A 13,183-nucleotide genomic window follows, 5' to 3' on the forward strand; every position below is an offset into this window, starting at 1 on the left:
GCTTGTTACAGCAGACCGCACGACGACTTGGACGACTTCGGAAGCGAGGCGGAGACCGTGGGCGGTGCCGAGGCGCAGGTCATCCCCCTGCACGGACCGGGCCGGGAAAAGCCGGCAGCTCTTACTGCTGAGCGTGACTTCCGCGAGGAGGCGGACGCGCCGGTCGTCGCCTTCCCGCGCGCGGACCAGCCGGCCCCCGAGGAGCCGCTTTCGGACGCCGCGCGTTCGGCGCTCGGTTTCATCCGCGACCGCCTGACCGGCGACTACACCGTCGACGAGTTCGGCTTCGACGCCGAGCTGACCGACGCGGTGTTCCTGCCGCCGCTGCGCGCGCTGTACAAGAAGTGGTTCCGCGTCGACACGTTCGGCGTCGAGCACCTCCCGGCGTCCGGTGGCGCGCTGCTGGTGTCGAACCACTCCGGCACGTTGCCGCTGGACTCGCTGATGACGGCGGTCGCGGTCCACGACGAAACCGGTGGCCGGCACCTGCGCGGTCTCGGCGCGGACCTGGTGTTCCAGGTGCCGCTGGTCGGTTCGTTCGCCCGCAAGTCCGGCCAGACGCTGGCCTGCAACGCGGACGCGGAACGCCTGCTGGGCAACGGTGAGCTGGTCGGCGTGTGGCCGGAAGGCTTCAAGGGCGTCGGCAAGCCGTTCTCGTCCCGCTACAAGCTGCAGCGCTTCGGCCGCGGCGGCTTCGTGTCGGCGGCGCTCCGGGCGGGCGTGCCGATCATCCCGGTGTCGGTGATCGGCGCGGAGGAGATCTACCCGAAGCTGGGCGACATCAAGGTCTTGGCGCGGATGTTCGGGTTGCCGTACTTCCCGGTGACGCCGTTCTTCCCGCTGTTCGGCGCCCTGGGCGCGATCCCGCTGCCGACGAAGTGGAGCATCGAGTTCGGCGAGCCGATCCCGACGGATTCGTACGGTCCGGAGGCGGTGGAGGACCCGATGCTGGTGTTCCAGCTGACGGACCAGGTGCGCGAGTCGATCCAGCAGACGCTGTACCAGCGCCTTTCGCGGCGGAAGTCGGTCTTCCGCGGCTGAGCCTCAGCGGCGGCGGTAGGCCATGCCCGCCGCCACCGCGCCGGCCAAAGCGCCCGCGCCCAGCACCGACGGGACGCCGATCTTCGCCGCCTTGCGGCCGGTCCGGAAGTCGCGGATCTCCCACCCGCGCGCCCGGGCCACGTCCCGCAGGCCGCCGTCCGGGTTGACCGCCACCGCGGTACCCACCGCCGACAGCATCGGGACGTCGTTCGCCGAGTCCGAATAAGCCGTGCAGCGCTTGAGGTTCAGGCCCTCGCGGGACGCCAGCGCCCGCACCGCGTGCGCCTTCGCGCGGCCGTGCAGGAGATCTCCCACCAAGCGTCCCGTGTAGACGCCGTCGCGAGTTTCTGCCACCGTGCCCAGCGCTCCCGTCAGCCCGAGCCGGCGGGAAATGATCGCCGCCAGCTCGATCGGGGTCGCCGTCACCAGCCAGACGCGCTGGCCCGCGTCCAGGTGCATCTGGGCCAAGGCCCGCGTGCCGGACCAGATCTTGTCCGCCATCAGCTCGTCGTAGATCTCTTCGCTGATCGACGTCAGCTCCGCCACCGTGCGACCGGCCACAAAGGACAGCGCGCGCTCGCGGTGGGTCTTGATGTCCTCTTTGTTCTCGCGGCCGCCGAGGCGGAACTTGATCTGGCCCCAGACGAAACCGGCCAGGTCCGACGACGTGAAGAACTTCCGCGCCGCGAGCCCGCGGGCGAAGTAGAAGATCGACGCGCCCATCATCATCGTGTTGTCGACGTCGAAGAACGCGGCCGCCGTGAGGTCCGGCGGTGCGGGCGGGGCAGGAGGTTCGGCGACCACACGGGCGTGGGCGGCCTCGGCCGACGCCTCGCCCGCGAGCGCGGCGAGCCGTTCCAGCTCCTGACTCTTATCCCTGCCACGCCAAGCTGACACGCACACCGCCTCCACGTCTGCCCACGTCCGGCCACGTTCCCCGGTCCTTCGCACAGCGTAGCGAGCCGCCCACCCAGCCGTCGCAGGTGTGGCCCGGACCTCAGCCGATCACGATCGGCGGTAGACCGGGGAGCAGCGGCGGGATCGAAACCAGCGGCGGCGGCTGCGTGGTCGAGGTCACCGGGGCTCGCGGCGTGGTCGTCGGAACCTGGCCGTACACCGGCGGCGGCGTGACGCCGCCGGTCGGCAGGGGCGTGCCGGGGGTCGCCGCCGCGTCCGTGGGCGGCAGCTCGGTGCCCGTCGGCGTCGGTGAGGTGCTCTCCCCCGACGACGGTGCGGTCGACGCCGACGTCGGCTCGCCGCCGGACGAGGGAACCGGTCGCTGGGTGCATTCGCCGGTCGCCGGGAGCGGGCCGAGGTCGTCGGACGTGCCGGTGGTGATCTGGTAGCAGTTCATCCGCTCGACCAGCCCGCTCGTGCGCTCCTGGACCTTGCCGAGCAGGTCGCGCACGTCACCGAACACCGTCACGGCGTCCGCCGGGAGCTTCGGCTGGTCGGCCGCGAGCCGGGCCGCCTGGTTGCGCGCCCACAGCCGGACGTCGGACAGTGCCTGCGTGCCGCTGCCGTCGCTGGTCGCCACCGCGGCCAGCTGGGCGACGCCGGCGCGCAGGTCGGTCGCGAAGTCTTCGTACGCCGTCCGGTAGTCGGCCTCGCTCGCGCCTTGCTCGGCCAGCTCGCCGAGCTCGGTGACGCGGTTGGTGGCGAACTCCAGGTGCTTGCGCGCCTTCGCCTGGTCGCCGAAGGTCAGGCCCAGCGCCGTCGACTCGCCGGCGCGCTTGACGCCGTACAGCGGGTCACCCGGCAACGCGTTGCGCGAGAGCACCAAGGTCAGGCCGGAAAGGACGAGCACGAGGAAGAGCGCGGCGGCCACCAGGTCGGCGGTCCGCGGCCGCCACCTCCGACGCGGGGTGGCCGCCGCCGTCTCCAGGCGGCCCGCGATCTCCGCGCGGATCCGCTGCCGCGTCTCCAGGTCCGGGGCCCCGGCCGCGCCGAGCTCGCGCAACGCGCCGACGAGAGCCAGCTCGTCGGCGAACTCGCCGTCCCGCGCCTTGGGGGACGGCTCCAGGGCACGCGCGAACCGCTCTACGTCGGCTCGCTCACGCGCAAACCTCACTGCGCAGCTCCATCTCGGGCCTTGGCCGGTCCTGCTGTGCCGATCGTTGCCAATCCGACCGGCAGCCACGGCGGAACCACCGCTGTGAGCAGGTCCGCCGCGGACCGTGTCCGCCTGCTTCCGGCCGGATCGGCAACACCGGTCTGGCAGGGGTAACGATCCAGAAGGCGTCAGGGTTACCGGTTTCGGTCGACGAGCCGAAAAGTTCGCGGAATCAGCGCAATCCGGTGGGCAGAAGTTGTGCCAAACGGCGCACCGCGCGGTGCTGGAGCGCCTTGATCGCGCCCTCGTTGCGGTTCATGATCTCGGCCGTCTCCGCCACCGACAGGCCCTGCAGAAACCGCAGGATGATGCATTCGCGCTGGTCATCGCCCAGTTCGGCGACGCAGCGCAGCAGCTCGGTGCGGGTCGCGCGGCTGATCGCCTCCTGCTCCGGCCCCGCCTGGACGCTCGCGCCGACGCTGAAGGGCGCCGAACCCGGCTCGGTCACCTCGTCGGTGACGACTTCGAGGCGGAACCGGCTCGACTTCACGTGGTCGAGCACGAGGTTGCGGGCGATGGTGACGAACCAGGCGCCGACGTCACGTCCCTGGTAGCTCACCGACGTGATCCGGCGCAGCGCGCGCAGGAACGTCTCGCTGGTGACGTCCTCGGCGAGGTCGCGGTCGCCCAGGCGGAAGAGCACGTACCGATAGACGACGTCGACGTAGCGGTCGTAGAGCCGGCCGAACGCGGACGAGTCGCCGTCCTGCGCGGCGCGCACCAGGTCCCAGGCCTCGGCCTTCGCCGCCTCGGCGCGCTCCTCGTCGACCGCCTGCCTGCTCAGCGGCACGGACGTCGAGCGGCCGAACACGCGCTCGGCGAACATGAAGACGGGCCCGCGGGTGACAGCGGTGGGGACGGTCATCGGGCGGCACCTCCGGCGGCGGCTTCGGCCCTGTGGGCCACGGTACCCCCGGAACTCCGGCGAGCAGGGGCCTGCCGGCTCGCATGCCCCACGACCTCGTGGGCAGGCAAGTTCGTCACGGCGACTCCCTCTCTCCGGTCACGGCGGTGATCAACACCACCCCGCGACGCAGTGCAGCATACGTGTAGTTACCGCGAAGTAGGTAGTGGCTCCGGGGTTGCAGAAACGCGACGCTCGCGGTCAGCACCCATGACGTCGCTTCGAATGACAGACTTGCAACGGTTTGGGCCGGGCGAGGAGAGGTGGACCGCGGATGAGTGCTCCAGAGAGGACGCAGCCGGGGGTTGGCGGCCTGCTCACGCGGGCCGCGGCCACGTGGCCGGACCACCCGGCCGTGCGCGAGACGGGTACCGGAAGAGAGCTGACCTACCGCGCCGCCGAGGCGGCGGTGCAGGCGCAGGCCCAGCGGCTCGCGGACGCGGGCGTCGCGCCCGGCGACCGGGTCGCGCTGCGGCTGCCGACGGCGGCGGACTTCGTGGTGGCGTTCTTCGGCGCGCTGCGCGCCGGGGCGGTCGTCGTGCCGCTGTCGCCGCAGGCGCCGGGGCCCGAGCTCGAGCAGCTGCTCGAGCACAGCGGTGCCAAGGTGGTCATCACGCGCGACGCGGAAGAGGCGCTGCCGGACGGCGTGATGGGGCTCACTCCGGAATCCGACCCGGATGGAGCAGTCGAATTCGTCGACGACGACCGGGCGGGTTCCGGGGAAGACATCGCCGTCGTCTCCTACACCTCGGGCACCACCGGCCCGCCGCGCGGCGTGATGCTCTCGCACCGCGCGCTGCTGGCGAACCTCGAGCAGCTGAGCGGGGTCGAGGGCGTCCTCACGCACGACGACCGCGTGCTGATCACCATCCCGCTCTTCCACGTCTACGGCCTCGGGCCCGGCCTGCTGCAGGCGGTGTCCGTCGGCGCGACGGCGGTGCTGTCCGAGCGCTTCGAGGCGCAGCGCACGCTGGACGACTGCGCCGAACACGGCGTCACGACGATCACCGGCGTCCCGACGATGTACGGCGAGTTCGCCGCGCTCGGCACCGAGGAGCTGACCCGGGGACTGGCCACGGTCCGGCGGATGACGTCGGGCGCCGCGCCGCTGCACCCGAAGGTGCTGGGCGCGCTCCGCGAGGCGACCGGCCTCGACGTCTACGAGGGCTACGGGCTCACCGAGTGCGCGCCGGTGGTGACGTCGACACTGGTCACCGGCTACCCGAAACCGGGCTCGGTCGGGCGGCCGCTGCCCGGCGTCGAGCTGCGGCTGGTGGACAGCGACGGCACCGACCAGGCCGTGCCGCTCGACCCGGACGACGTCGACGACGTCTTCGAGGCCGAGGGCGAGACCGGGCTGGTGTCGATCCGCGGCGCGAACCTGTTCTCCGGCTACTGGCCCGACGGCGGCCACGGCCCGGACGACGAGGGCTGGTTCCGCACCGGCGACGTCGGCTACCTCGACGTCGACGGCGACCTGCACCTGGTCGACCGGGCCAACGACCTGATCATCGTCAACGGCTTCAACGTCTTCCCGAACGAGGTCGAGTCGGTCATCGGGCAGCTGCCGGAGGTGGCCGAGTCCGCGGTCGTCGGGGTCGTGGACGAGCGAAGCGGCGAAGCGGTGAAGGCGTTCGTGGTGCCGGCGGCCGGGGCGTCGCTGTCCGAGCAGCAGGTCGTCGACCACTGCGCGGCCCACCTCGCCGGGTACAAGGTGCCGCACGCGGTGGAGTTCGCCGAGTCGCTGCCGCACTCGGCCACCGGCAAGCTGCGCCGCGTGCGGTTGCGGTAGTACTGACGGCATGGCGCACGAAGTGACGGTGATGAGCCGGGTGGGGTGCCACCTCTGCGAGGTCGCGGAGGCGGACGTCGCCCGGATCTGCGGCGAGCTGGGTGTCTCGTGGGGCGCGGAAGACGTCGACACGGACCCGGAGTGGCGCGCGGAGTACGGCGACCGCGTCCCGGTGATCCTGGTGGACGGCGCCGAGCACGGGTACTGGCGGGTGGAGGAGGACCGGCTGCGGAAGGCCCTCGCCTGAGCGGCCCGGCTCCGGATGTCATGAACGACTCGTTCATGTCGCCGGACGCCGTGAAAGGGTCGTTCATGACGTTTCAGCCGCGGTGGGCCGAGCCGTAACACGTCCGTAAGCCGTATCGGGCAGCCATCCGGAGCGAGTGCTCCGAAGATGGAGGCGTGAGCACTCTGCAGGAAGCGCCGCCCGAAGCCCCGAGGCGGCTTTCGCTGCCCGTCGCCACCCTCATCGGGCTTCTCGCGCTGGCCGCCGCCCTCGGGGTCGGGCATCTCGTCGCGGGCTTCGTCGGCTACACCGCTTCGCCGTTCATCGCGGTCGCCAACTACGTCATCGACCACAGCCCGACCGGGATCGTGAAGTGGGCCGAGCGGACGCTGGGCACCTGGGACAAGCCGATCCTCAAGATCGGGCTCGGCGTGGTCCTCGTCCTGTTCGCCGTGCTCGCCGGCCAGCTGTCGCGCCGGACGCCGCGGGCCGGGCAGGTCCTCGTCTTCCTGCTGGGCGCCGCCGGGGTCGCCGCCGTCTACGCGCGCAGCGACCTCGGGCAGGTCTCGCTGCTCGCGCCGGTCGCCGCCCTCGTCGCCGGGCTCGTCGTGTTCACCCGGCTGCACCGGGTCGCGCTGCCCGTGGACCTGGTGCACGACCGGGGCTTCGACCGCCGGAAGTTCCTGCGCGCCGGGGTCGGCGTCGCCGCCGGGTCGGGGATCGCCGCCGTCGTCGGCCAGGTGGCGGGGACCAGCTCGAACGCCGAGGACTCCCGGGCCGCCGTCGGGCCGCTCGTTCCCGCCCGCACCGCGCCGCCGCTGCCCGCGGACGCCGACTTCGCCAAGCTCGGCTCGCCGCCGTTCCTCACGCCGAACGGCGACTTCTACCGCATCGACACCGCCCTGGTCGTCCCGCAGATCCGCACCGAGGACTGGAGCCTGAAGATCCACGGGATGGTCGATCGCGAGGTGACGTTCTCCTACGCCGACATCCGCAACCGGCCGCTGGTCGAGCGCCGCGTCACGCTCACCTGCGTCTCCAACGAGGTCGGCGGCCCGCTGATCTCGAACGCGACCTGGCTGGGCGTCGACCTCGTGGACCTGCTCGACGAGGCCGGCGTGCAGCCGGGCGCCGAGCAGATGTTCGCCACCAGCGTCGACGGCTGGACGTGCGGCACCCCGGCGAACGTCGCGCTCGACCCGCAGCGCGGCGCGATGCTGGCGATCGGCATGAACGGCGAGCCGCTGCCGGTCGAGCACGGCTTCCCGGCGCGGATCGTCATCCCGGGTCTCTACGGCTACGTCTCCGCGACGAAGTGGGTCGAGTCCCTCGAATTCACGAAGTGGGACGCGCGGCAGTCGTACTGGCTGAGCCGCGGCTGGGCCGAGCAGGCACCGATCAAGACGGAGTCCCGGATCGACACGCCGACCGGTTTCGCCGGCGTTACGGCGGGCAAGGTCCGGCTGGCCGGCACGGCGTGGGCGCAGCACACGGGCATCGCGAAGGTCGAGGTGCGGCTGGACCAGGGTGCGTGGGAGCCGGCGGTGCTTTCGGCCGAGGTGAGCAAGGACACCTGGCGCATGTGGTGGATCGAGCTGGACGTGCCGAAGGGGACGCACCAGGCGTCCGTCCGCGCGACCGACCAGGACGGCTACACGCAGACGGAGAACCGCGCGGACCCGGTCCCGGACGGGGCGACCGGCTGGCACTCGGTGACCCTCGACGCCCACTGACCCCGGCCCGGACGTCGCGAATGACTCATTCGCGGCCTCCGGCGTCCCGAATGAGTCATTCGCGACGTTCACTTGCCCGCCCGCGCCCCGGGGCCGTTCACCGGGTCCGGCGGCCCGCTCGCCGCGCCGCGGCCGGCACCGCCGACCGGCACTCGATCACCCCTCGGCCCGTGCCGGCCCCGGAAGTGCCTGGCGGACAAGGATTCTGACGCCGTGTCATGATCGTGCGCCACCCGGAACCGCCTCCGACCAGTGACTTTGTGCGCGCGTTCACAAGTGGTCTACCGTAGGACCATCGCCCCCGGGCGGTCCGCATCGAACCGGACCCCGCGCCCTGGGTCAAGACACAGTTCGGCACGGCCGTGGCGATGGCCGCCGGGTGCACAGCGGGCAGGAGACGACGGCGTGGTGACACAGCGGGGGAGGCGCGACGACGCGGGCTCCCCGGGCCGGCCGCCGCGCCGGACGCGCCGCCAGGACACCCCGGACGCCGACAACGCGCCGACCGCCGAGATCCCGGCCGTCCCCGCCAACGGCAACGGCCGCGGTGGCCCCAACGGGGATGCCCCCGAGGCCGTCCGGGCGAAGCAGATTCCCGAAGCCGCCGTCGCCCGCCTCGCCGTCTACCTCCGGGTCCTCTCCGGGATGTCCGAGCAGGGCGCGACGACCGTTTCGAGCGAGGAACTGTCCCAAGCGGCGGGCGTCAATTCCGCCAAATTGCGCAAAGACCTCTCGTACCTGGGCTCCTACGGCACCCGCGGCGTCGGCTACGAAGTCAGCGTCCTGGTCAGCCAGATCGAGCGCATCCTCGGCCTGACCCGGCAGCACAAAGTGGCCGTGGTCGGCATCGGCAACCTGGGTCACGCGCTGGCCAACTACGGCGGCTTCCCGGGGCGCGGTTTCCCGGTCGAGGCCCTGTTCGACCTGGACGCGGACCTGATCGGCGTGCCCGTCGGCGGCCTCCCGGTGTCGCACATGGACGACATCCCGCGGGTGTGCGCCGAGCGCGGCATCTCCATCGGCGTGATCGCCACCCCGCCCACCGCCGCGCAATCGGTGTGTGACCGCCTGGTCGCGGGCGGTGTCCAGTGCATCCTCAATTTTGCTCCGGTCGTGCTGCAGGTTCCTGCTCACATCGAGGTCCGGAAAGTGGATTTGGCCGTCGAGCTGCAGATACTCTCGTTCCATGTAGCCCGCCGCGCGGATGACGCCGCCGGCAATCAGGGCAATTCCGGATTACCCGGGACAGGCCTGCCGTCCGAGAATGGGAAGGGCGGCCGGAACGGTTCGGGCCCGGACGGCGGACGGGAAATGGTGGTGCGCTCATGAGCGAGCTTGCGAGTGAATCATTCGACGCAGCGCAGCCGGTCAGGCGCTCACCGAGCGTCAGCGAGGTGGCCGCATGAGCGTCTTGGCGGTCGGCCTTTCGCATCGGAGTGCGGAGCTGAGCACGCTCGAGCGCGTCGCGGTGCCCGCGCCCGAGGTGGGCAAGGTCCTCGACGAGCTGCAGCAGGCCGAGCACATCAGTGAGGTCATGCTCGTCTCGACGTGCAACCGGATCGAGGTCTACGCGGTCGTCGAGACCTTCCACGGCGGCCTCAACGACGTCTCCGCGGTGCTCTCCCGCCAGGCCGGCATGGAGCCGGCCGACCTCTACGACAGCCTGTACGTGCACTACGCCGGCGCCGCCGTCGAGCACCTGTTCTCGGTCACCTCGGGTCTCGACTCGATGGTCGTCGGCGAGACGCAGATCCTCGGCCAGATCCGGTCCGCCTACGCCACCGCGCGCGAGGCCGGCACCGTCGGCCGCACGCTGCACGAGCTGATCCAGACCACGCTGCGCGTCGGCAAGCGCGTGCACTCCGAGACCGGCCTCGACCAGCTCGGCGCGTCGGTCGTCTCCGAGGCGCTCGCCGCGGCCGGGGACGTCGCCAGCAAGCACGCCGTCATCGTCGGCGCCGGCTCGATGGGCGCGCTGAGCGCGTCGCAGCTGCGCAAGGCCGGCATCGGCGAGATCACTGTCGCCAACCGCACCGACGCCCGTGCCCGCCGCCTCGCCGCGAACGTCACCGAGCAGGGCGTCCCGGCCCGCGCGGTCCCGCTGTCCGCCGTCGCCGACGCGGTTCGCGACGCCGACATCGTGATCTGCTGCACCGGCGCGCAGGACGCCGTCTTCGGCCCCGAGCACGTGCTGCCGCGCGGCGGCCGGGCGCTGGTCGTCTGCGACCTCGGCCTGCCCCGCGACGTCGACCCGGCGGTCGGCGAGCTGGCCGCCGTGCGCGTCGTGGACCTGGCCACCATCCAGCGCCGGATGCGCGAAGCCGGCACCCCGACCACCGAGCGCCAGACGGCCAAGGCGACCGGCATCGTCCTCGACGAGGTGCGCGACTACCTCGCCGGGCAGCGCAGCGCCGAGGTGACCCCGACGGTGACGGCGTTGCGCCGCCGCGCGGCCGAGGTCGTCGACGCCGAGCTGCTCCGGCTGGACCACCGCCTGCCCGACCTCGACGGCGTCGTCCGCGAAGAGGTCGGCCGCACGGTCCGCCGGGTGGTCGACAAGCTGCTGCACGCGCCGACGGTGCGGGTCAAGCAGCTGGCCGCCGAGACGGCCGAAACCGACTACGCGAACGCGTTGCGCGAACTGTTCTGCCTCGACCCGCACGCGCCCGCCGCGGTGGCGAGCCCGAAGCCCCCACCGGAGAAGAAGTAGTAGTGACCAGAGTCATTCGCATGGGCACGCGTGGATCGAAGCTCGCGCTCGCCCAGACCGGGAACGTCGCCGACGCCCTGCGCGCCACCGGCGCCGAGGTCGAGATCGTCACCGTGACCACGCCCGGGGACAAGTCGATGGCGCCGATCCCGACGATCGGGGTCGGCGTCTTCACCTCCGCGCTGCGGGAAGCGTTGCTGCGCAACGAGGTCGACGTCATCGTCCACTCGTACAAGGACCTGCCGACCGCGCCGGAGCCGGGCATCTCGCTCGCCGCCGTGCCGCCGCGCGCGGACCCGCGGGACGCGCTGATCGCGCGTGACGGGCTGACTCTCGGCGAGCTGCCGCCGGGCTCCACGGTGGGCACGGGCTCGCTGCGACGCACCGCGCAACTGCGCGCGCTGGGTCTCGGTTTGGAAATCGTGCCGATTCGCGGCAATATCGACACCCGCATGCGCAAGGTGACCGACGGCGAGCTGGATGCCGTGGTGCTCGCGCGTGCCGGACTGGCCAGGGTCGGACTGGCCGAGGTGATCACCGAGACCCTCGACCCGATCCAGATGCTGCCCGCGCCCGCACAGGGCGCGCTGGCGGTGGAGTGCCGGGCCGCCGACGCGGACCTCGAGCAGCTGCTCGCGGCCACGTTGGACGACGAGGGCACGCGGGCCGCGGTGACGGCCGAGCGTGCTCTGCTGGCCGCGCTCGAGGCGGGGTGCAGCTCGCCCGTGGGCGCGCTCGCCGAGATCGTCGAAGATCTCGACGCCGAGGGCAAGGTCGTGGAACGGATCTCGCTGCGCGGCACCGCCGCGGTCGACGGCGAGGACGGCGCGGTGGACATGGTCCGGGCCATCGCGCTGGCCGACAAGCACCAGGCCGCCCAGCTGGGCAAGGACCTGGCCGCCGAGCTGCTGGACCTCGGTGCCGGAGCCCCCTCCGGCCCCGCTCAGTAGCGCTTTTTCCGAGCGCTTCGAAAAGACGTAGGAGACCTGCGTCCGTGCTTTCGCGCACGGCCGCCGCAAGAGGAGAAACGCACAGATGACCCCCGCGCGAAAGACCACCGGGCGCGTAGCGTTCGTGGGCTCCGGGCCCGGCGACGCCGGCCTGCTCACGGTCCGTGCCCAGGAACTGCTCGCCAAGGCCGAGGTCGTGGTGACCGACCCCGACGTGCCCCAGGCCGTGCTGGCCATGGCCGCCGAGGGCGCCGAGGTCCGGCCCGCCGTCGGCGAGGCCACCGAGGTCGCCAAGGACCTCACCGCCGAGGCCAAGGCCGGCCGGCTGGTGCTGCGCCTCGTCGCGGGCGACCCGCTGACCACCCCGGCCGTGGTGGCCGAGGTGCAGGCGGTCGCGCGCACGAGCGCCGTGTTCGACGTCATCCCGGGCGTCTCGCCGGGCGCGGCCGTCCCGGCGTACGCCGGCGTCGCGCTGGGTGGCACGCACACCGAGGTCGACGTCCGCGGCGACGTCGACTGGGCGGCCCTGGCCGCCTCGCCGGGCCCGCTGGTGCTGCACGCGACGTCGGCCCACCTGGCCGAGGCCGCGTCGGCGCTGACCGGCAACGGCGTCCCGGCGTCGACCCCGGTCGCGGTCACCGCGAACGGCACCATCAACACCCAGCGCACCCTCGACACCACGCTCGAGAAGGTCGCCAACGACGCGGGCGAGCTCGTCGGGCCGCTGATCGTCACGATCGGCCAGGCCGCCGGGCACCGCTCGAAGCTGTCGTGGTGGGAGTCGCGGGCGCTCTACGGCTGGAAGGTCCTGGTGCCGCGCACCAAGGAGCAGGCCGGCGAGATGGCCGAGCGCCTGCGCGGCCACGGTGCGACGTCGCACGAGGTGCCGACCATCTCGGTCGAGCCGCCCCGCAGCCCGGCGCAGATGGAGCGCTCGGTCAAGGGCCTGGTCGACGGCCGCTACCAGTGGATCGTCTTCACCTCCACCAACGCGGTCCGCGCGGTGTGGGAGAAGTTCGAGGAGTTCGGCCTGGACGCCCGCGCGTTCTCCGGCGTGAAGATCGCCTGCGTCGGCGCGGCCACCGCGGAGAAGGTGCGCTCGTTCGGCATCATCCCCGAGCTGGTCCCCTCCGGTGAGCAGTCCTCGGAAGGCCTGCTGGCCGAGTTCCCGCCGTACGACGACGTGCTCGACCCGGTCGACCGCGTGCTGCTGCCCCGGGCGGACATCGCCACCGAGACGCTGTCGGCCGGCCTGCGCGAGCGCGGCTGGGAGATCGACGACGTGACGGCCTACCGGACGGTCCGGGCCGCGCCGCCGCCCGCCGAGACCCGCGAGATGATCAAGACCGGCGGGTTCGACGCGGTCTGCTTCACCTCGTCCTCGACCGTGCGGAACCTGGTCGGCATCGCCGGCAAGCCGCACACCCGCACGCTGGTCGCGTGCATCGGCCCGAAGACCGCGGAGACCGCGGTGGAATTCGGGCTCCGGGTCGACGTCCAGCCGGAGAAGGCGGATGTCCCGCACCTGGTGGACGCTTTGGCCGAGCACGCCGCTCGGCTTCGCGCGGAGGGTGCGTTGCCGCCGCCGCGCAAGGCGAAGCGGGCCCGCCGCTCCTGAGGTTCGTTGGTCCGTGAAGGCCTCCTTACCGGCTCTTATGGCCGGGAAGGAGGCCTTCACGGCTTTCCGGGCACCCTTGCGGAACTAGGGCGATCA

General features: G+C 72.3%; 11 protein-coding genes. 8 read left to right on the forward strand and 3 right to left on the reverse strand.

Features of this window, described 5'->3' with window-relative positions; translation table 11 throughout:
• Window positions 1-27: 27 nt before the first annotated feature.
• Entirely contained in the window at window positions 28-1,041 is a 1,014-nt protein-coding gene (locus AB0N03_RS14315; RefSeq protein ID WP_364370517.1) for a lysophospholipid acyltransferase family protein, read from the forward strand.
• A gap of 3 nt (window positions 1,042-1,044) precedes the next feature.
• Here AB0N03_RS14315 and AB0N03_RS14320 read toward each other — a convergent pair whose 3' ends face one another.
• The 3 genes from AB0N03_RS14320 to AB0N03_RS14330 all read right to left on the reverse strand — a co-directional run bounded on the left by AB0N03_RS14320 (window position 1,045) and on the right by AB0N03_RS14330 (window position 4,019).
• Window positions 1,045-1,953 carry an HAD-IB family hydrolase gene (locus AB0N03_RS14320; RefSeq protein ID WP_364370520.1) on the reverse strand — a complete coding sequence of 303 codons (909 nt, stop codon included), beginning with the start codon at window positions 1,951-1,953 and terminating at the stop codon, window positions 1,045-1,047.
• An 85-nt stretch (window positions 1,954-2,038) separates the two neighbouring features.
• Window positions 2,039-3,112 (reverse strand): DUF5667 domain-containing protein, encoded by a 1,074-nt coding sequence (locus AB0N03_RS14325; protein WP_364370523.1) that lies wholly within the window; start codon window positions 3,110-3,112, stop codon window positions 2,039-2,041.
• Between the two features lie 214 nt (window positions 3,113-3,326).
• Window positions 3,327-4,019 carry a sigma-70 family RNA polymerase sigma factor gene (locus tag AB0N03_RS14330; RefSeq protein ID WP_364370525.1) on the reverse strand — a complete coding sequence of 231 codons (693 nt, stop codon included), beginning with the start codon at window positions 4,017-4,019 and terminating at the stop codon, window positions 3,327-3,329.
• 313 nt (window positions 4,020-4,332) lie between these two features.
• Here AB0N03_RS14330 and AB0N03_RS14335 point away from each other — a divergent pair, with 313 nt between their 5' ends.
• The 7 genes from AB0N03_RS14335 to AB0N03_RS14365 all read left to right on the forward strand — a co-directional run bounded on the left by AB0N03_RS14335 (window position 4,333) and on the right by AB0N03_RS14365 (window position 13,087).
• Window positions 4,333-5,850: an AMP-binding protein gene (locus tag AB0N03_RS14335; RefSeq protein WP_364370528.1), complete on the forward strand. Its 1,518-nt coding sequence runs from the start codon at window positions 4,333-4,335 to the stop codon at window positions 5,848-5,850.
• Between the two features lie 10 nt (window positions 5,851-5,860).
• Window positions 5,861-6,097: a glutaredoxin family protein gene (locus AB0N03_RS14340; protein WP_364370531.1), complete on the forward strand. Its 237-nt coding sequence runs from the start codon at window positions 5,861-5,863 to the stop codon at window positions 6,095-6,097.
• A gap of 155 nt (window positions 6,098-6,252) precedes the next feature.
• The gene (locus AB0N03_RS14345; RefSeq protein ID WP_364370534.1) at window positions 6,253-7,809 is read left to right on the forward strand and encodes a molybdopterin-dependent oxidoreductase; all 1,557 of its coding nucleotides are present in this window, start codon (window positions 6,253-6,255) and stop codon (window positions 7,807-7,809) included.
• Window positions 7,810-8,214: 405 nt separating this feature from the next.
• A complete protein-coding gene (locus AB0N03_RS14350; RefSeq protein ID WP_364370537.1) occupies window positions 8,215-9,138 on the forward strand; it encodes a redox-sensing transcriptional repressor Rex in 924 nt (307 codons plus the stop codon).
• Window positions 9,139-9,211: 73 nt separating this feature from the next.
• Complete coding sequence (locus tag AB0N03_RS14355; protein ID WP_364370540.1) at window positions 9,212-10,519, forward strand: glutamyl-tRNA reductase; 1,308 nt, start codon at window positions 9,212-9,214, stop codon at window positions 10,517-10,519.
• A 20-nt stretch (window positions 10,520-10,539) separates the two neighbouring features.
• On the forward strand, window positions 10,540-11,469 hold the full coding sequence (gene hemC, locus AB0N03_RS14360) for a hydroxymethylbilane synthase (RefSeq protein ID WP_364370543.1): 930 nt from the start codon (window positions 10,540-10,542) through the stop codon (window positions 11,467-11,469).
• An 85-nt stretch (window positions 11,470-11,554) separates the two neighbouring features.
• Entirely contained in the window at window positions 11,555-13,087 is a 1,533-nt protein-coding gene (locus AB0N03_RS14365; protein ID WP_360680187.1) for a bifunctional uroporphyrinogen-III C-methyltransferase/uroporphyrinogen-III synthase, read from the forward strand.
• The last annotated feature ends 96 nt before the right edge of the window (window positions 13,088-13,183 follow it).

Origin of the sequence: Amycolatopsis sp. NPDC051061, from assembly GCF_040682935.1 — a bacterium.
Classification (GTDB): Bacteria; Actinomycetota; Actinomycetes; order Mycobacteriales; family Pseudonocardiaceae; genus Amycolatopsis.